This window comes from Trinickia sp. (genome assembly GCF_051961175.1).
In the GTDB taxonomy this organism is placed as follows: Bacteria; Pseudomonadota; Gammaproteobacteria; order Burkholderiales; family Burkholderiaceae; genus Trinickia.
In genome coordinates this window covers 1-17667 of the sequence record NZ_JBQCDN010000234.1, presented here as the reverse complement: position 1 = coordinate 17667, position 17667 = coordinate 1, and the positions used below count along the sequence as shown (strand labels likewise).

The following is a 17667-nucleotide window of genomic DNA, read 5'->3' as shown; positions in this document are numbered from 1 at the left end:
GAACTATCGACGAACACCTCGCGTAAAACCACGCCCCGCAAGGCCCCGCTTCTCTTCGCTCAGCCACACTGTCTGAACGAGAGGGCGCATTCTAGGCGCCTTCCGAACACTGTGCAAGCGTTATTTCAACGAATCGTTTCAGCGGTTCGTTTCAGCGGTTCTTGAACACCGGTTTGCGCTTCTCGAGGAATGCCGCCATCCCTTCTTTTTGATCCTCGGTGGCGAACAACGAATGGAACAGCCGCCGCTCGAAGCGAATGCCTTCGGCAAGCGTGGATTCATATGCGCTATTGACGGACTCTTTCACCATCATGACGGCCGGCAGCGGGAATTCAGCGATGGTCGCCGCGGCACCGAGCGCCTCGTCGAGAAGCGACGCAGCCGGCACGATGCGCGACACCAGTCCCGCGCGCTCCGCCTCCGCCGCGTCCATGAAGCGGGCGGTCAAACACATGTCCATCGCCTTCGCCTTCGAGACCGCGCGCGGCAACCGCTGGGTGCCGCCCGCCCCCGGCATGACGCCGAGCTTGATCTCGGGCTGGCCGAATTTCGCCGTATCGGCTGCAATGACGATGTCGCACATCATGGCCAGTTCGCAGCCGCCGCCTAGCGCGAATCCGGCCACCGCCGCGATGACCGGCTTCCGAATCGAGCGCACCGTCTCCCAATTGCGCGTGATGTAGTCGCCTTTGTATACGTCCATATACGTATAGGTGGCCATCATGCCGATGTCCGCACCTGCCGCGAACGCCTTTTCACTCCCCGTCACGACGATCGCGCCGATGTTCTCGTCAGCATCGAACGCCGTCAGCGCGGCGCCAAGCTCGTCCATCAGTGCATCGTTGAGCGCGTTCAACGCCTTCGGCCGGTTCAACGTCACCAGACCGACACGCCCGCGCGTCTCCACCAGAATGTTTTCGTAGCTCATGCATCCTCCTTATCTTAGATGTCGACTGGGCGAGAAAACCTTTCACGCCCGCCCGGAAACAATGCTAACATTCGCCAACCAACCGGTCGGTCGGTTAATTGGTACGATTCTTTTGTTTACCGGCCTGCTCCCACCAACGTCTGGCCTGCCCCCTGTCTCGCTATGACCCATCCTCTATTTGCGAAGCACGAAGACACGCTCAAAAAAGCCCTCGACGCCATCGGCTCGCGCGGCTACTGGAGCCCGTTCGCGGAAATGCCAAGCCCCAAAGTGTACGGGGAAACCGGCAATGCGGACGGTGAAGCCGCCTTCAAGGCGCACCTCGATCACGAATTCCTGCTCGACCAGCCGAGCACCGGCGAATGGGTCGGCGCGGAACAATCGCCGTTCGGTTTCGCGCTCGGCATTCGCTACCCGAAAGCCGATGTCGATACGTTGCTCGGGGCAGTTGCCGCCGCCGAACGAAGCTGGCGCAAAGCCGGCCGCGAGGCGTGGGCCGGCGTGAGCCTCGAGATTCTGAAGCGGCTCAATCGCGCAAGCTTCGAGATCGCCTACAGCGTCATGCACACCACCGGCCAGGCATTCATGATGGCGTTCCAGGCGGGCGGCCCGCACGCGCAAGACCGTGCGCTCGAGGCCATCACCTACGCGTGGGACGAGCTGCGCCGCATACCGGCGGACGCCCACTGGGAAAAGCCGCAGGGCAAGAACCCGCCGCTTGCCATGCACAAGCGTTATACCGTTGTGCCGCGCGGCATCGGCCTGGTGCTGGGCTGCTGCACGTTTCCCACCTGGAACGGCTATCCCGGGCTGTTCGCCGATCTCGCAACGGGCAACGCCGTGATCGTCAAGCCGCACCCCGGCGCGATCCTGCCGCTAGCTGTGACCGTGCGAATCGCACGCGAGGTCCTGCGCGAAGCCGGGTTTGATCCAAACGTGGTCACGCTGCTCGCAACAGACCCGGATGACGGCGCGCTCGTGCAAGATCTCGCCCGGCGCCCGGAGATCAAGCTGATCGACTTTACGGGCAGCACGCAAAATGGCACCTGGCTCGAGCGCAATGCGCACCAGGCTCAAGTGTTCACCGAAAAGGCCGGCGTCAATCAAATCGTCGTCGATTCCGTGGACGACCTGAAGGCCGTCGCCCGCAACATCGCCTTTTCGCTCGCGCTGTACTCGGGCCAAATGTGTACGGCGCCGCAAAACATCTACGTTCCCCGCGACGGTATCCGCACCGCCGAAGGCCATGCCACCTTCGACGAAGTGGCCCAGGCAATCGCAGGCGCGGTGCAAAAGCTCGTGGCCGATCCTGCCCGCGCCGTCGAGCTGCTTGGCGCAATCCAGAACGAAGGCGTGGCGCGACGGATCGACGAAGCGCGCTCGCTCGGCCGCGTGCTCGCCGATAGTCAAACGCTCGAACATCCCGCCTTCCCACAAGCACGCGTGCGCACGCCGCTCCTGTTGCAGTTGGACACGGCCCGCGATTCGGCGAAGTTCGGCACCGAATGGTTCGGACCGATCTCGTTCGTGATCGCTACGGACTCGACGCGGCAATCGCTCGAGCTCGCCGCGTCGCTCGCCGCCCGGCACGGCGCGCTCACGCTATCGGTCTACAGCACTGACGAGCAAACGATCGACGCAGCGCAAGAAGCGGCGATCGACGGCGGCGTCGCACTGTCGATCAACCTGACCGGTGGGGTGTTCGTGAATCAGTCGGCCGCGTTTTCCGACTTCCACGGCACCGGCGCGAATCCGGCAGCGAACGCCGCATTGGCGGACGCCGCTTTCGTCGCGAACCGCTTCCGCGTCGTTCAAAGCAGGGTCCATGTTGCCCCTCGCGAGGCGTCGGCGGAAGTCGCCCGAACGGCATAGTCCGCTCGGCCGAATGGAGCCGGTACGCCGGCTCCTATTTAATATCGAGTCGAACCCAATCGATCAGCCCTGTCACGGTGACGGGGCCCCGCACACTGGAAACCATCCGATGACCGATGCCTACATTTGCGATGCCATTCGCACTCCGATCGGCCGCTACGGCGGCGTACTGAAAGACGTCCGCGCCGACGATCTCGCCGCCGTTCCCATCAAGGCGCTCATCGAACGCAACCCGGGCGTCGATTGGAACGCGCTGGACGACATCATCTACGGATGCGCGAACCAAGCCGGCGAAGATAACCGCAACGTAGCCCGCATGGCCGCGCTGTTGGCGGGTCTGCCGGTTCATGCGCCCGGCTCTACGATCAACCGGCTCTGCGGTTCAGGCATGGATGCCGTCGGCTCGGCAGCCCGGGCGTTGAAGGCTGACGAGGCGCGCGTGATGATCGCGGGCGGCGTGGAAAGCATGACGCGCGCACCGTTCGTCATGGGCAAGGCAACGAATGCCTTCTCCCGGCAAGCCGAAATCTTCGACACGACGCTCGGCTGGCGCTTCGTCAATTCGCGCCTTAAAGCGCAGCACGGCATCGATTCGATGCCCGAGACCGCTGAAAACGTTGCGGCGCAGTTCTCCGTGAGCCGCGCGGATCAGGACGCTTTCGCGCTTCGCAGCCAGCAAAAGGCGGCGCGCGCGCAACAAGACGGCACACTCGCGCAAGAGATCGTGTCAGTCGAAATTGCGCAGAAAAAAGGCGAGCCGTTGCTCGTCACGCGCGACGAGCATCCGCGCGAAACGTCACTCGAGGCGCTGGCCAAGCTCAAGGGCATCGTGCGCCCCGATGGAACGGTGACAGCCGGCAATGCGTCGGGCGTCAACGATGGTGCTTGCGCACTCTTGCTTGCCAATGAAGCGGCGGCATCCCAGTACGGCCTGCGCCGGCGCGCGCGCGTGCTGGGCATGGCAACGGCCGGCGTCGAGCCCCGCATCATGGGCATCGGGCCGGCTCCGGCTACGCAGAAGCTGCTGCAACGGCTGGAGATGTCGCTCGAACAATTCGATGTGATCGAACTGAACGAGGCGTACGCCTCGCAAGGTCTGGCGGTCCTGCGCATGCTTGGCATCGCCGATGACGATCCTCGCGTCAACCCCAACGGCGGCGCGATTGCACTCGGCCACCCGCTCGGCGCCTCAGGGGCGCGGCTCATCATGACCGCCCTCCACCAACTCGAGCGTATCGGCGGGCGCTATGCGCTGTGCACGATGTGTATCGGCGTAGGCCAAGGCATCGCACTCGCCATCGAACGCGTGTGATCGACACGGCGCGGCCGACGCATTCAACGCCGGCCGCGCCCCGGAGTCCACTGGCGACTCCACCGGAGACATAGGGAGACGAGCGATGCAATACGAAGCGATTGGCGTCGAAATCGATGCAGCCGCGCACGTTGCCACGGTGACGCTGAACCGTCCCGAGAAGCTGAACAGCTTTACCCGCGCCATGCACAAGGAATTGCGCGCCGCGCTGGACGAAGCCGTTGGCGCCGGCGTGCGCGCCATCGTCCTGACGGGCGCCGGACGCGGATTTTGCGCGGGGCAGGATCTCGCCGATCTCAATTTCGAACCGGGCGCGATGACGGATCTCGGCGCGCTCATCGACGAACACTTCAACCCCCTCGTGCGCCGCCTCCAAACGCTACCGCTGCCCGTGATCGCCGCCGTGAACGGCATCGCGGCCGGCGCGGGCGCGAACCTCGCGCTGGCGTGCGATATCGCGATTGCCGCGCGCTCGAGCAGTTTCGCCCAATCGTTCGTGAAGATCGGGCTCGTCCCCGATTCGGGCGGCACGGCGTTCCTGCCGCAGCGTGCGGGCATGGCGCGCGCGCTGGGCCTCGCAATCACGGGAGACAAGATCAGCGCCGAGCAAGCCGAACGCTGGGGACTCATCTGGCAAGTCGTGGACGATGCCGACCTCCTCGCCTGCGCGAAGCAGCTCGCCGGCCAACTGGCCCAGCAGCCCACGCGCGCCATCGCCGCCATCAAGCGCGCCATGCGCGCGAGCACGACGAATACGCTCGATCAGCAACTCGATCTCGAACGCGATCTGCAGCGCGAACTCGGCCAGTCGTTCGATTACGCCGAAGGCGTACAAGCGTTCGTTCAAAAGCGCGCACCGCGCTTCGAGGGCCGTTGAAATGTCCGCACAGGATAGGCAAGCCACCCGCGAACACGCCCCATCGCAGCCGGCGTCACCCGACGAACTGGCCCGTGCTGTCGGTCACGCTATGTACGAAGCCGATGCATGCAGCCGCGCACTCGGCTTTGTACTCGACGACGTGCGGGCAGGCTACGCGCGCATGCGTGCTACCGTGCGTCCCGATTTTCTCAACGGACACGGCATTTGCCACGGCGGCCTGATCTTCACGCTCGCCGATTCCACCTTCGCTTTCGCCTGCAACTCGTATAACGTCAATACGGTGGCGTCGGGCTGCTCGATCGAATTCCTGCGCCCCGCGCACGGCGGCGAGCTCCTCACGGCTGAGGCCGTCGAGCAAACCGTCAGCGGGCGTACGGGGATCTACGACATTCGCATTACCAATGGCGCGGGCGAAACAATCGCCCTGTTTCGCGGCAAGTCCACGCACATCAAAGGGCACGTGATTCCACCCGCGTGACGCGGCAGTGCTTTGCGCCGCCCAACGACCGGCGCGAGGGCCGACTCGCGAAACCGCCATTTGTCGTACTCGACGGGCAGCCTCCGGGCATGCCCGCGGGCAGGTTTTTATCAATGAAACAGGAGACACGCGATGAATACCGCGCTGCCGCTCGAGCCGATCGAGACCGCGAGCCGAGACGAACTCACTGCCCTGCAGCTCGAACGGCTCAAATGGACGCTCAAGCACGCCTATGAGCACTCCGTCGTCTATCGGCGCAAGTTCGACGAGGCGGGAGTCCGTCCGGAAGACCTCAAGACGCTAGCGGATCTCTCGCGTTTCCCGTTCACCACCAAGAACGATTTGCGCGACAACTATCCGTTCGGGATGTTTGCCGTGCCGCAGGAAAGCATCTCGCGCATCCACGCCTCGTCGGGCACGACGGGCAAGCCGACAGTCGTCGGCTATACGGCACGCGACATCGACACATGGGCCAATCTCGTCGCGCGCTCGGTTCGTGCAGCGGGCGCCCGGCGGGGCGATAAGGTCCATATCAGTTATGGCTACGGACTGTTCACCGGCGGACTGGGCGCGCACTACGGTGCGGAGCGCGCGGGCCTCACGGTCATCCCGTTCGGCGGCGGCCAGACAGAAAAGCAGGTGCAGTTGATTCAGGATTTCAAGCCCGACATCATTATGGTCACGCCGAGCTACATGCTGGCGATCGCGGACGAACTCGAACGGCAAGGCATCAACCCCGCTCAAACCTCGTTGCGCCTCGGCATCTTCGGCGCCGAACCTTGGACGAACGACATGCGCCGGGCCATTGAAGCCCGCATGGGCATCGATGCAGTCGACATCTATGGGCTATCCGAAGTCATGGGCCCGGGCGTCGCATGCGAATGTGTCGAGACGAAAGACGGCCCGACGATCTGGGAAGATCACTTCTACCCCGAAATCATCGATCCGCTCACGGGCGAGGTGCTGCCCGACGGCGAATTCGGCGAACTCGTGTTCACGTCATTGTCGAAAGAAGCACTGCCCATCATCCGCTACCGGACACGCGACCTCACCCGCTTGCTGCCCGGCACCGCGCGGACGATGCGTCGAATCGAAAAAATCACGGGGCGTTCGGACGATATGATGATCGTGCGCGGCGTGAACGTCTTCCCGACGCAAATCGAAGAGCTGCTGCTCAAGCAGCCCTCGCTGGCGCCGCACTATCAAATCGTCCTCACGAAGGAAGGCCCGCTCGACGTGATGACACTGAACGTCGAATCCTGCCCCGACACGCGAGCCGATGAGGCAACGCTGGCGGCCGCCAAAGCCGCACTTGCCTACGACATCAAAGCGCTGATCGGGGTCACGGCGATCGTCAACGTCCTGCCGGTCAACGGCATCGAGCGATCGGTGGGCAAAGCCAAACGCGTGATCGATAAGCGATCGGCCTGACGTCCACGGGTGAAGCGACGAGGCCGGCATCGATCGGCCCGTCGCTCGCTGCATCGCACGGCTTGGCAAATACCATGCGCCCCTCTTTCGAGACCGGGAGTTCGCCGGCCTGTGGCATCCACGGCTAGCACGAGCATGAATGCCGGCCGCCCATCTCCCGGGCAAGGCCCGTCGGCGCGTTCATCGGCGCCTACGCCCCCGTCACGAGTTAGGCAGCAGCAGCCACATCCGGCCGGCCTGTTTCATCTTGCCGGCCAAATCGCCGGCGTCGTCGCCGTGCCCCCAAAAATAATCGGCCCGAACGCCGCCGCGGATCGCGCTGCCCGTGTCCTGGGCGAACACGAGCCGGTCCATCGGCGTATTGGTGAACGGCCGCGTCGTGGATAAGAACACCGGCGTGCCGAGCGGGATCGACGCGGGATCGACGGCAATCGAGCGCTCGGGCGTAAGCGGCACGCCCAATGCGCCGATCGGCCCGTCTCCGCCCGCCGATGCGCTCTGCGCCGTCGACATGTCGCGGAAGAAGACGAAGCGCGGGTTCGTGTCGAGCAAGCTCATCACGCGCGCCGGGTTCGCTCGCGCCCAGGCTTTGATGCCTTGCATCGTCGCTTGCGCCGGCGTGATTTCGGCGTGATCGAGCAGCCATCGGCCGATCGATCGATAGGGCTGATTGTTCGAGCCGCCGAACCCGACTCGCATGGTGCTGCCGTCGTCGAGCACAACGCGCCCCGAGCCCTGCACCTGCAGGAAGAATGCTTCAATCGGATCATCGACCCAAACCAGCTCGTTGCCCTGGAGTACGCCGGAGCGTTCCAGTTCGGCTCGCGACGGCAACGACGTTCCGGGGCGATAGCCGGACGGCCAACGATAGAGCGGGTATTGATAAGGGCCGCGCCGCGCGCGCGCGCCATGCAGCAGCGGTTCGTAATAGCCGGTCACGAGACCGTCGATCGAGCCGTCGGCATTCGCGAGCTGGAACGGCGTGAAATACGTCTCGAAGAACGAGCGTGTGGCGGTGGCGTCGAGATCGTCGAGTTGTGACGCGGCCGCGCAAGCGCGCCGCCAATTCGGCTGCTGTGCGACGCGCAGGCAATTCTCGCGCAGCGCGGCCGCCGCGCCGATCAGCGAATCGTCTTCCCAGCCCGGTACCTGCTGCCACGCGACAGGCGTGAGACGACCGGGCGCAATCGCTCCCGTCACGGCAGGCACGCCGCCAGACGGCGGCGCCGCCGGCCGCACGATGGCGCCGCCGCCACAGGCAGCGAGCAGGACGGCCGCCGCCAGAGCCGCCGCGCGGCCCAGGAAGGACGAATAAATACGCATACGATGTTCGGTCTTGAGGGGCATCGGCGTTGCGTCGCGTCAATGCAGGGTGCGCGGCATATGCAGTGCGAACTCCGGCACCGGCGCATCGAATCGCTCGCCGTCGTCGGCGACGCAAAAATAGGCGCCGCGCATCGTCCCAACCGGCGTTTCGATCACGGCCCAACTCGTGTACTCGAACCGTTCGCCCGGCTGCAGCAGCGGCTGCTGCCCGACCACGCCGAGGCCCTTCACTTCCTGAACGCGGTTCTCGCTATCGGTGATGATCCAGTGGCGGGCGATCAACTGCGCGGCCACCTGCCCGGTATTGCGGATCGTCAGCGTATAGGCGAATGCATACTGCCGGCGCTCGGGATCGGATTGCTCGGGCAAATAGCGCGTCTGCGCCGACACGCTCAATTCATACTGGCTCATCTTGATTTCTCTTAACAATCGCGGCACCGCGCTCGCGCGGCGGCACCGAATCGGGGCGAGCCTGACGCTTGCCGCACGATGCTGGGCCGGTTGCCGGCGCTTTCATGGCCGGCGCTCCGGCTTTGCATTCTGCTCGATGCGGCCCCTCGCCGCAACCGCCGCGGCCCCCGCGGCCGGCTGGGATGCCAAGCCGCCGCGACTTGGTAAAATACGGGCTTTCCGCCTTTCGGCCAGCCTCCGGACATTCTTCGGTCCTCTCGCCTCTCACGCCATGACGCAATTTCGCATCGCTCCCAGCATCCTTTCCGCCGATTTCGCCAAGCTCGGGGAGGAAGTCCGCAACGTCATCGATGCGGGCGCCGATTGGATCCACTTCGACGTGATGGACAACCATTACGTCCCGAATCTCACGATCGGCCCGCTCGTGTGCGAGGCGATCCGTCCGCACGTGCAAGCCCCGATCGACGTTCACTTGATGGTACGCCCCGTCGATCGCATCGTGCCGGATTTCGCCAAGGCCGGCGCGAACATCATCAGTTTTCACCCGGAAGCGTCGGATCACGTCGATCGTACGCTGTCGCTGATCCGCGATCACGGCTGCAAAGCGGGGCTCGTATTCAATCCCGCCACGCCGCTGAACTATCTGGATCATGTGATGGACCGCGTCGACCTGGTGCTGATCATGTCGGTCAACCCGGGCTTCGGCGGGCAGTCGTTCATTCCCGAGGCGCTCAACAAGCTGCGCGAGGCACGCGCCCGGATCGACGCCTATCAGGCGCGCACGGGCCGTGAAATCCATCTGGAAGTCGACGGCGGCGTGAAGGTGGAAAACATCGCGCAAATCGCGCAAGCGGGCGCCGACACGTTTGTCGCCGGTTCGGCCATCTTCGGCAAGCCCGACTATCGCGCCGTCATCGACGACATGCGCCGCGAGCTCGCCTCCGCAGGCGCCGGCGCATGAACGCGGCGAGCGGGAACGGCGGCGCGCAAACAGCGGCGCAATCCAACGCGCGGCAGTTGAAAGCCGCCATCATCGATCTGGACGGCACGATGGTGGATACCGCCGACGATTTCGCGGCAAGCCTGAACGGCATGCTCGCCGAACTCGGCGCTCGGCCAATCACGCGCGAGGAGGTCGTCGGCTACGTCGGAAAAGGCTCGGAGCATCTGATTCACCTTGTGCTGTCCGCACGGTTTTCCGCCGAGGAAACCGAGGCGCGCTTCGCGCAAGCGCTCGATCGCTATCAGGCTCATTACGCCGAGATCAACGGGCGCCACACGCGGCTTTATCCCGATGTCGAGCGCGGCCTCGCCGCACTCTCGAAGGCCGGGATGAGGCTCGCTTGCGTCACGAACAAACCGCATCGCTTCGCCGTCGCGCTCCTCGAAACACACGAGCTTGCACGCTACTTTTCCGTGATTCTCGGCGGCGACAGCGTCAAGCGCAAAAAGCCCGATCCGCTGCCGATGCTCGCGGCCTGCGAAGCATTGGGCGTCGCCCCGGGCGATACGGTGGCGATCGGCGATTCGGAGAACGATGCGCTCGCCGGCCGCGCAGCCGGGATGGCCACGTTGACGGTGCCGTACGGCTACAACCATGGCAAAGCTATACAAACGATAAATTCGGATGGTATAGTCGCCACGTTGCTCGAGGCCGCGAAGTTCATCGCGAACTCTCCGCCCGCCTCCGGTGCAACGGCTCAATCCACGCTGACCTAACCGTCATTCACCTCATGTTTCTGAACAAAAAACGGAGTCCGAGCAGCATCGACCGGGGAGCCTGGCCCTGGCGTCGCTCGTCACGCTAACCTCTTTCGAGGTTCGCTGGAGTTCATCTTCAGCGTCGTTTTTTTTTTTCGCCGCGCATTAGCGCACGATTAGCCGTATTGTCAAGATGAGCGCACGCACGGTTTTTGCCGTCGTTGCGCCGGTGCATCCACGGCTTGCCGCACGCCTGCTTCGCCCGTCGACGGGCAACGCAGGTGCCGGCCGTTCGAACAGGATCGGAACATGACCGAACTCGAATTCCAATCCCTCGCCAACGAGGGTTACAACCGCATTCCGCTAATCGCCGAAGCGCTCGCCGATCTGGAGACGCCGCTATCCCTGTACTTGAAGCTCGCGCAGCCCGAGCGGGGCGGCGCAAACTCGTTCCTGCTCGAGTCCGTCGTCGGCGGCGAGCGGTTCGGACGCTATTCATTCATTGGGCTGCCGGCACGCACACTCGTCCGCACGAAAAGCGGGGTCAACGAAGTGGTGCGCGACGGCCAAGTCGTCGAAACGCACGAAGGCGATCCGTTCGAGTTCATCCAACAGTTTCAGGCGCGCTTCAAGGTTGCCCAACGCGCAGGATTGCCGCGGTTTTGCGGTGGTCTTGCCGGCTACTTCGGATACGACGCCGTCCGCTATATCGAAAAGAAGCTTGCCCATAGCGCGCCGCCCGACGATCTCGGCCTGCCCGATATCCAGCTCGTGCTGACGGAGGAAGTCGCCGTCATCGATAACCTCGCCGGCAAGCTCTATCTGATCGTCTACGCCGATCCGCAGGCGCCCGAAGCCTACGCGCGCGCCAAGCAGCGCCTGCGCGAGCTGCGTCAACGCCTGCGCACGACCGTCCAGCCGCCCGTCACCTCGCCGAGCGTGCGGACGGAAACCTACCGCGAGTTCGCACGCGAGGATTACCTGAACGCTGTGCGCCGCGCGAAGGAATACATCGCCGCCGGTGAGCTCATGCAAGTGCAAGTCGGCCAACGGCTGATCAAGCCATACCGCGACAATCCGCTTTCGCTGTATCGCGCGCTGCGCTCGCTCAACCCGTCGCCGTACATGTATTACTACAACTTCGGCGAATTCCATGTGGTGGGGGCATCGCCGGAAATTCTCGTGCGCCAGGAAAAGCGTGGCGAGGATCGCATCGTCACGATCCGGCCGCTCGCCGGCACGCGTCCGCGCGGCAATACGCCCGAGCGCGATGCCGAACTGGCCACCGAACTGCTGAACGATCCGAAGGAAATCGCAGAGCACGTGATGTTGATCGATCTGGCGCGCAACGACGTCGGCCGGATCGCTCAGACGGGCTCGGTCGCCGTGACCGACAAGATGGTCATCGAAAAGTACTCGCACGTGCAGCACATCGTCAGTTCAGTCGAAGGCAAGCTCAAGCCCGGCATGACGAACTTCGACGTGCTGCGCGCGACGTTCCCGGCCGGCACGCTGTCCGGCGCGCCGAAAGTGCGGGCGATGGAATTGATCGACGAACTCGAACCCGTCAAGCGCGGGCTGTATGGCGGCGCGGTCGGCTACCTCTCGTTCACGGGCGAGATGGACTTGGCGATCGCCATCCGCACGGGGCTCATTCACAACGGCAACCTGTACGTGCAAGCGGCGGCCGGTGTCGTCGCCGATTCGGTGCCCGAATCGGAATGGCAGGAAACTGAGAATAAGGCGCGCGCGGTGCTGCGCGCGGCCGAGCAAGTGCAAGACGGCCTCGACAGCGATTTTTGAACGGGCAAAGCATCAAATTGCCGACGATCGAACGCAAAGTACGGGCCCTTTACGCTTATTGCACGCTTGCGAACGCGCCTTGGCGTGACTTTTGCGCCCGGCGCGTTCACCTGCACCCGGGGAAAGGCGGATGAAATGATCCGCCAAATGGCGGATCGACCTTCCGCCCCAACAAGGGGTAACGGGGTAAAAAACTCGCCCCACCCGGCCGTACCGGAAGGAAGCGTCATTTTTCGACAAAATTGAGGGAAATCATGTTGCTCATGATCGACAACTACGATTCGTTCACCTACAACCTCGTGCAGTATTTCGGCGAACTCGGCGAGGACGTCCGCACCCATCGCAACGACGAAATCACGCTCGACGAAATCGCCGCGATGAAGCCCGATCAGATCTGCCTGTCGCCGGGCCCGAGCAATCCGCAAAACGCCGGCATCACGCTGGACGTGCTGCGCACGTTCGCCGGGCAGGTACCGATCCTCGGCGTCTGCCTGGGCCATCAAGCCATCGGCGAAGCGTTCGGCGGCCGCGTCGTGCGCGCGCGCACGATCATGCACGGCAAAGTGAGCCGCATCGAAACCGACGGCAAAGGCGTATTTGCCAATCTGCCGAAGCACTTCGATGTCACCCGCTACCATTCACTCGCGATCGAGCGAGAATCGCTGCCCGAATGCCTCGAAATCTCGGCATGGACGGAAGACGGCGAAATCATGGGCGTGCGCCACAAAACACTCGCCGTCGAAGGCGTGCAGTTCCATCCGGAATCGATCCTCTCCGAGCATGGACATGCCCTGCTCGAGAACTTCCTGAAGGGAACGCGGGCGGCACAGCCTGCCTGACGCCGCACGCGGCGCACGAGCCGCAGCCGAGCCACGCAAGCCACGCGCGACGACGGACGCGAGATAGACGGACGGAACGAACCAGGGCGGACCCATGACCATCACACCGCAAGAAGCACTGCAGCGCACGATCGAACACCGCGAGATCTTTCACGACGAGATGCTGCACTTGATGCGGCTCATCATGCGCGGCGACATGTCGCCGGTCATGGCCGCCGCGATCATCACCGGCTTGCGCGTGAAGAAAGAAACGATCGGCGAAATCGCGGCCGCCGCCACCGTCATGCGCGAATTCGCACGCCACGTCGAAGTGGCCGACAACGCCAATTTCGTCGACATCGTGGGCACCGGCGGCGATGGATCCAATACGTTCAATATCTCGACGGCAACCATGTTCGTCGCCGCCGCCGCGGGTGCCAAGGTGGCCAAGCACGGCGGCCGCGGCGTATCGAGCAAATCGGGCAGCGCCGACGTGCTGGAGGCGTTGGGGGTCAACATCGACCTGCAGCCCGACGAGGTGGCCGCTTCCATCGCCGAAACCGGCATGGGCTTCATGTTCGCGCCGAATCACCATCCCGCGATGAAGAACATCGCGCCGGTACGCCGCGAACTCGGCATACGCACGATCTTCAATATCCTCGGTCCGCTGACGAACCCGGCCGGCGCCCCCAATCAGTTGATGGGCGTTTTTCATCCCGATCTCGTCGGCATTCAGGTGCGGGTCATGCAGCGCCTCGGCGCGAAGCACGTGCTCGTCGTGTATGGCAAGGACGGCATGGATGAAGTTTCGCTCGGCGCGGCCACGCTCGTCGGCGAACTGCGGGACGGGCAGGTGCACGAGTACGAGATTCACCCGGAGGACTTCGGGCTGCAGATGGTGTCGAACCGTACGCTGAAAGTGGCCGATGCGAACGAATCGAAAACAATGCTGCTCCAAGCGCTCGAGAACCGTCCCGGCGTCGCCCGCGAAATCGTGACGCTCAATGCCGGCACGGCGCTGTATGCCGCGAACGTCGTCGCATCGATCGCCGATGGCATCGGGATGGCGCGGGAAGCCATCGCGACAGGTCAGGCTCGCGCCAAGGTCGACGAGCTCGTGCGGTTCACCCAACAATTCACGCGTTGATGCCGTTCAAGCATTGATGCCGTCAGGCATCGGCGCAATCCACTCCAATCAGCAAGAAAGGCTTCGTCCATGAGCGACATTCTCGAACGAATCATCGCCGTTAAACACGAAGAAGTGCGCGCGGCCCAACTGAGCGCGCCGCTCGAAGAGCTGCGCCTCGAAGCGTCGTCGCGCGATCTGCGCGACTTCGTCGGCGCACTGCGCGCCAAGCACGCGGCCGGGGCGGCCGCCGTCATCGCCGAAGTGAAGAAGGCCAGCCCGTCCAAGGGCGTGCTGCGCGAACATTTCGTCCCCGCGGATATTGCACGCTCGTATGAGAAGGGCGGTGCGGCATGTCTGTCTGTGCTGACCGACGTCCAGTTCTTCCAAGGCAGCGCAGCGTATCTCGAAGCAGCCCGCGCGGCCTGCAGCCTGCCCGTGCTGCGCAAGGACTTCATCATCGATCCCTATCAGATCGTCGAAGCGCGCGCGATGGGCGCCGATGCGATCTTGCTGATCGCCGCGGCATTGTCGCTCACGCAGATGCAAGAGCTCGAAGCGTTCGCACATTCGCTGGGGTTGGCGGTGCTCGTCGAAGTGCACGATCGTCAGGAGCTCACGCAGGCGTTGACGCTCAAGACGCCGCTCATCGGGATCAACAATCGCAATCTGCGAACGTTCGAAACCTCGCTCGATACCACGCTCGGCATGCTCGACGCACTGCCCGACGATCGCATCGTCGTCACCGAATCGGGCATCCTCGCGCGCGCCGACGTCGAGCGCATGCGAGCCAGCGACGTGCATACGTTCCTCGTCGGGGAAGCGTTCATGCGGGCGGACGATCCGGGCGCCGCGCTGTCGCAGATGTTTTTCTGACCGTCTTCCGGCTGTCTTCCGATCCCGCCCCGCCCCGTCCTCGCAAACGGTTGATCCGTTATCCAGCATGAGCATCGAACGCGAATTCAAATTGGCCTTGCCGCCCGATCGAGCCGAAGCGGCCGATCGGTTTTTCACCGGCGTCGCCGGCGCACCGGGGCGCGACGTACCGCTCGCGAATATCTATTTCGATACGCCCTCGTTCGCGTTGGCCGGTGCAAAGATCGCCCTGCGGCTGCGCAAGACGCCCGATGGGTGGCTGCAAACGCTGAAGGCGGCGGGGACGGCCACGGGCGGCATGCATAGCCGTCACGAGTGGGAAACGGCGGTCGCAGCGGACGCACTCGAGTTCGACGCGCTCGCCGCCGCCTGCGACGACGAAGCGGCGTTGGCCGCCCTGCGGGCGGCAGCACCGGCACTCGGGGAGCGCTTTCGGACAACGTTCGTGCGGCGCCTTTGGTGTCTTGACTTCGAGGGCGCGCGGATCGAAGCCGCGATCGATCGCGGCGACGTCACGGCCAACGCGAATGGGCAAACACGCAGCGAGGCGATCAGCGAAATCGAGCTGGAGCTGCTGGAAGGCGATGAATCGGCCTTGCACGCATTGACGGAGAAGTTATCGGCTGCGGTCCCGGGGCTCGCGCCCGAGAACGTGAACAAGGCTCAGCGGGGTTATCGACTGTGTGCGCCGTGAACACGAAGGCCAAGCCGCGCTCGCGCGCCGCTCGCGCCGCCCGCCACCAGGGGCAAGGGTCGTTGTTCGATACGGCAGAAGCTGTGCCGGCATCGCCGGGGCCCAACTCGCTGCCAGAAGCGGGCGAGCCAACCGGGCCTTCCAGGCCGCAAGCGTCAAACGAGCCGCAGGGCCTTGCCCGAGCAGAAGAGTCAAACGAACTGGACAGGTTCACCGCACCACAAGGGAAGGACGAGTTACCAGGGCTCGTTCAGTCTCAAGCGCTGAGTGAGCCACGAGGGCTCGCTCAGCCGCTTGAATCGCAATTCGACGCTTTACCGCCCGCCTGGCGCGCACACCTGCGCGCTTTCATCGACAGCAGCGCCTATCGGCCGCTTTGCACATTCGTCGACGATCAAATCGCCGCCGGCAAAACGGTGTATCCGGCCGAGGTGTTCCGCGCGCTGCGATTGACGAGTCCCGACGACGTCAAGGTCGTCATCGTGGGCCAAGACCCGTACCACGGCGACGACAAAGGCCATCCGCAAGCGCATGGTCTGGCGTTTTCCGTGCCTTCGCCGGTCCGGCCGCCGCCCTCGCTACGCAACATCTTCAAGGAAATCGCCGCCGAATTCGGCCATGTGATGCCGGCACACGGATGCCTCGACGCATGGGCCCGGCAAGGGGTGTTGCTGCTGAACACGGTGCTGACCGTGGAGCAGGCCAAGGCCGCCAGTCACGCGAAACGCGGCTGGGAAGCCTGCACCGACACGCTGATTCGCGAGTTGGCGCATCGGCACGAGCATCTTGTTTTCATGCTCTGGGGCGCGCATGCCCAGGCGAAGCGTGTGCTGCTCGATGCGCGGCCGCACTGCGTGCTCGAGGCGCCGCATCCTTCGCCGCTCTCGGCACACCGGGGCTTTCTCGGCTGCCGGCACTTTATGCTCGCCAACGAATATCTGGCCCGGAACGGCCGTGAGCCGATCGACTGGCGGCTGCCCGAAACGGTGGACGCCTAACCTGAAGGCGCCCCGTCGTCGCCCGGGGCCAGCCGCCGGGCGCGCCCTTACGCGGCGGCCGCGATCGCTTCGCGAGCCGATGCCAGCGCGGCGCCGGCCGCGTCCGGGCCCATGTTCAGGCCTTCGGCATAGATGAACTCGACATCGGTGATACCGATCAGGCCGAGGAACGCCTGGATGTGCGGCGTCTGACTATCGAGCGGCGTACCCGCATACTTGCCGCCGCGCGCCGACACGACATACACCTTCTTCCCTTTGACGAGCCCTTCAGGACCGTTCGCCGTGTAGCGGAACGTCACCCCGGCACGCCCGATCCAGTCGAAATACGTCTTCAGTTGCGACGAGATGCCAAAGTTGTACATCGGCGCGCCGATGATGACGATGTCGGCGGCTTGCAACTCGGCGATCAACGCATCGCTGCGCGCAGCGACAGCCGCTTGCTCGGGCGTGCGCTGCTCGGCCGGCGTGAAGAACGCGCCGAGCACGGAATCGTCGAGATGGGGCAATGCGTCGGTCAGCAGGTCACGCAGGACGAGCTTCGCGCCGGGGTTCGCGGCTTGCAGCTTCGCGGCCAGCTCATTGGCCAGCAGCGTCGAGTTCGCGCCTTGCGAACGGGCGGCGGAATTCAGTTGAAGGATGGTCGTCATGTCGGGGGCTCCAAGTGGGGTGCGCAGTGGTGCGCGAGTGAAGCCATTGTCGCGATTGCCCCGACGCAGAAAAAGTAGGGCAAAGAAGACGGATTGTTGCAACGATAGAACGATCCCTTCGTTCCAACCGGTCAGCCCGACGGAGGCGGGCCCCTCTGGCAGGCTCATCCCCCGCCCGGAGCGTGACGGCAGAACGCTCGCGGACAAGCGCCCCGCGCAGGCCCCAGCCCCACCCTGCCGGGGCGTGGCTCGGCCGAGCGAACCGCCGGTCGGCCTTGAAGTCGGCCCTCGGCCCTGAACTCGGCCCTGAACTCGGCCCTGAACTCGGCCCTGAACTCGGCCCTGAACTCGGCCCTGAACTCGGCC

17 protein-coding genes are annotated in these 17667 nt (G+C 64.3%); 13 read left to right on the top strand and 4 right to left on the bottom strand.

Going from position 1 to position 17667, the window contains the following annotated elements; translation table 11 throughout:
• Positions 1 to 151: 151 nt before the first annotated feature.
• Entirely contained in the window at positions 152 to 928 is a 777-nt protein-coding gene (locus ACTHL0_RS14320) for an enoyl-CoA hydratase (protein ID WP_440567425.1), read from the bottom strand.
• Between the two features lie 162 nt (positions 929 to 1090).
• On the opposite strand from ACTHL0_RS14320, the gene paaN reads away from it, so the two are divergent.
• The 5 genes from paaN to paaK all read left to right on the top strand — a co-directional run bounded on the left by paaN (position 1091) and on the right by paaK (position 6901).
• A complete protein-coding gene (paaN, locus tag ACTHL0_RS14315) occupies positions 1091 to 2800 on the top strand; it encodes a phenylacetic acid degradation protein PaaN (protein WP_440567424.1) in 1710 nt (569 codons plus the stop codon).
• A 109-nt stretch (positions 2801 to 2909) separates the two neighbouring features.
• A complete protein-coding gene (gene pcaF, locus ACTHL0_RS14310; protein ID WP_440567423.1) occupies positions 2910 to 4112 on the top strand; it encodes a 3-oxoadipyl-CoA thiolase in 1203 nt (400 codons plus the stop codon).
• An 85-nt stretch (positions 4113 to 4197) separates the two neighbouring features.
• Positions 4198 to 4989, top strand: a complete 792-nt coding sequence (gene paaG / locus ACTHL0_RS14305) for a 2-(1,2-epoxy-1,2-dihydrophenyl)acetyl-CoA isomerase PaaG (RefSeq protein ID WP_440567422.1) — start codon at positions 4198 to 4200, stop codon at positions 4987 to 4989.
• Position 4990: 1 nt separating this feature from the next.
• A complete protein-coding gene (gene paaI / locus ACTHL0_RS14300; protein ID WP_440567420.1) occupies positions 4991 to 5470 on the top strand; it encodes a hydroxyphenylacetyl-CoA thioesterase PaaI in 480 nt (159 codons plus the stop codon).
• Positions 5471 to 5602: 132 nt separating this feature from the next.
• Positions 5603 to 6901 carry a phenylacetate--CoA ligase PaaK gene (gene paaK / locus ACTHL0_RS14295; protein ID WP_440567418.1) on the top strand — a complete coding sequence of 433 codons (1299 nt, stop codon included), beginning with the start codon at positions 5603 to 5605 and terminating at the stop codon, positions 6899 to 6901.
• Positions 6902 to 7102: 201 nt separating this feature from the next.
• Here the strand turns inward: paaK and mltA are convergent, their stop codons facing one another.
• Both mltA and apaG read right to left on the bottom strand, forming a co-directional pair.
• Complete coding sequence (gene mltA / locus ACTHL0_RS14290; protein ID WP_440567416.1) at positions 7103 to 8224, bottom strand: murein transglycosylase A; 1122 nt, start codon at positions 8222 to 8224, stop codon at positions 7103 to 7105.
• A 39-nt stretch (positions 8225 to 8263) separates the two neighbouring features.
• On the bottom strand, positions 8264 to 8638 hold the full coding sequence (apaG, locus tag ACTHL0_RS14285; RefSeq protein ID WP_440567414.1) for a Co2+/Mg2+ efflux protein ApaG: 375 nt from the start codon (positions 8636 to 8638) through the stop codon (positions 8264 to 8266).
• Positions 8639 to 8909: 271 nt separating this feature from the next.
• Here apaG and rpe point away from each other — a divergent pair, with 271 nt between their 5' ends.
• From rpe to ACTHL0_RS14245, 8 genes are all read left to right on the top strand, one after another.
• Complete coding sequence (gene rpe / locus ACTHL0_RS14280) at positions 8910 to 9599, top strand: ribulose-phosphate 3-epimerase (protein WP_440567412.1); 690 nt, start codon at positions 8910 to 8912, stop codon at positions 9597 to 9599.
• Positions 9596 to 10357: a phosphoglycolate phosphatase gene (locus tag ACTHL0_RS14275; protein WP_440567410.1), complete on the top strand. Its 762-nt coding sequence runs from the start codon at positions 9596 to 9598 to the stop codon at positions 10355 to 10357. Before rpe ends, ACTHL0_RS14275 begins: the two co-directional genes overlap by 4 nt.
• Positions 10358 to 10648: 291 nt before the next feature.
• The gene (trpE, locus tag ACTHL0_RS14270) at positions 10649 to 12142 is read left to right on the top strand and encodes an anthranilate synthase component I (RefSeq protein ID WP_440567408.1); all 1494 of its coding nucleotides are present in this window, start codon (positions 10649 to 10651) and stop codon (positions 12140 to 12142) included.
• A gap of 254 nt (positions 12143 to 12396) precedes the next feature.
• Entirely contained in the window at positions 12397 to 12981 is a 585-nt protein-coding gene (locus tag ACTHL0_RS14265; RefSeq protein WP_440567407.1) for an anthranilate synthase component II, read from the top strand.
• A gap of 94 nt (positions 12982 to 13075) precedes the next feature.
• On the top strand, positions 13076 to 14107 hold the full coding sequence (trpD, locus tag ACTHL0_RS14260; protein WP_440567406.1) for an anthranilate phosphoribosyltransferase: 1032 nt from the start codon (positions 13076 to 13078) through the stop codon (positions 14105 to 14107).
• 69 nt (positions 14108 to 14176) lie between these two features.
• Complete coding sequence (gene trpC, locus ACTHL0_RS14255) at positions 14177 to 14962, top strand: indole-3-glycerol phosphate synthase TrpC (RefSeq protein ID WP_440567405.1); 786 nt, start codon at positions 14177 to 14179, stop codon at positions 14960 to 14962.
• A gap of 67 nt (positions 14963 to 15029) precedes the next feature.
• Positions 15030 to 15656 (top strand): CYTH domain-containing protein, encoded by a 627-nt coding sequence (locus ACTHL0_RS14250; protein ID WP_440567404.1) that lies wholly within the window; start codon positions 15030 to 15032, stop codon positions 15654 to 15656.
• Complete coding sequence (locus ACTHL0_RS14245) at positions 15653 to 16654, top strand: uracil-DNA glycosylase (protein ID WP_440567402.1); 1002 nt, start codon at positions 15653 to 15655, stop codon at positions 16652 to 16654. The genes ACTHL0_RS14250 and ACTHL0_RS14245 overlap by 4 nt, the downstream gene beginning before the upstream one ends.
• A gap of 47 nt (positions 16655 to 16701) precedes the next feature.
• Here ACTHL0_RS14245 and ACTHL0_RS14240 read toward each other — a convergent pair whose 3' ends face one another.
• Positions 16702 to 17301 (bottom strand): FMN-dependent NADH-azoreductase, encoded by a 600-nt coding sequence (locus tag ACTHL0_RS14240; RefSeq protein WP_440567400.1) that lies wholly within the window; start codon positions 17299 to 17301, stop codon positions 16702 to 16704.
• Positions 17302 to 17667 lie beyond the last annotated feature (366 nt).

Excerpts from the sequence above, each read along its gene's own strand:
- ACTHL0_RS14320 (WP_440567425.1), bottom strand. The coding sequence starts at position 928 with ATGAGCTACGAAAACATTCTGGTGGAGACGCGCGGGCGTGTCGGTCTG.
- paaN (WP_440567424.1), top strand. The coding sequence starts at position 1,091 with ATGACCCATCCTCTATTTGCGAAGCACGAAGACACGCTCAAAAAAGCC.
- pcaF (WP_440567423.1), top strand. The coding sequence starts at position 2,910 with ATGACCGATGCCTACATTTGCGATGCCATTCGCACTCCGATCGGCCGC.
- paaG (WP_440567422.1), top strand. The coding sequence starts at position 4,198 with ATGCAATACGAAGCGATTGGCGTCGAAATCGATGCAGCCGCGCACGTT.
- paaI (WP_440567420.1), top strand. The coding sequence starts at position 4,991 with ATGTCCGCACAGGATAGGCAAGCCACCCGCGAACACGCCCCATCGCAG.
- paaK (WP_440567418.1), top strand. The coding sequence starts at position 5,603 with ATGAATACCGCGCTGCCGCTCGAGCCGATCGAGACCGCGAGCCGAGAC.
- mltA (WP_440567416.1), bottom strand. The coding sequence starts at position 8,224 with ATGCGTATTTATTCGTCCTTCCTGGGCCGCGCGGCGGCTCTGGCGGCG.
- apaG (WP_440567414.1), bottom strand. The coding sequence starts at position 8,638 with ATGAGCCAGTATGAATTGAGCGTGTCGGCGCAGACGCGCTATTTGCCC.
- rpe (WP_440567412.1), top strand. The coding sequence starts at position 8,910 with ATGACGCAATTTCGCATCGCTCCCAGCATCCTTTCCGCCGATTTCGCC.
- ACTHL0_RS14275 (WP_440567410.1), top strand. The coding sequence starts at position 9,596 with ATGAACGCGGCGAGCGGGAACGGCGGCGCGCAAACAGCGGCGCAATCC.
- trpE (WP_440567408.1), top strand. The coding sequence starts at position 10,649 with ATGACCGAACTCGAATTCCAATCCCTCGCCAACGAGGGTTACAACCGC.
- ACTHL0_RS14265 (WP_440567407.1), top strand. The coding sequence starts at position 12,397 with ATGTTGCTCATGATCGACAACTACGATTCGTTCACCTACAACCTCGTG.
- trpD (WP_440567406.1), top strand. The coding sequence starts at position 13,076 with ATGACCATCACACCGCAAGAAGCACTGCAGCGCACGATCGAACACCGC.
- trpC (WP_440567405.1), top strand. The coding sequence starts at position 14,177 with ATGAGCGACATTCTCGAACGAATCATCGCCGTTAAACACGAAGAAGTG.
- ACTHL0_RS14250 (WP_440567404.1), top strand. The coding sequence starts at position 15,030 with ATGAGCATCGAACGCGAATTCAAATTGGCCTTGCCGCCCGATCGAGCC.
- ACTHL0_RS14240 (WP_440567400.1), bottom strand. The coding sequence starts at position 17,301 with ATGACGACCATCCTTCAACTGAATTCCGCCGCCCGTTCGCAAGGCGCG.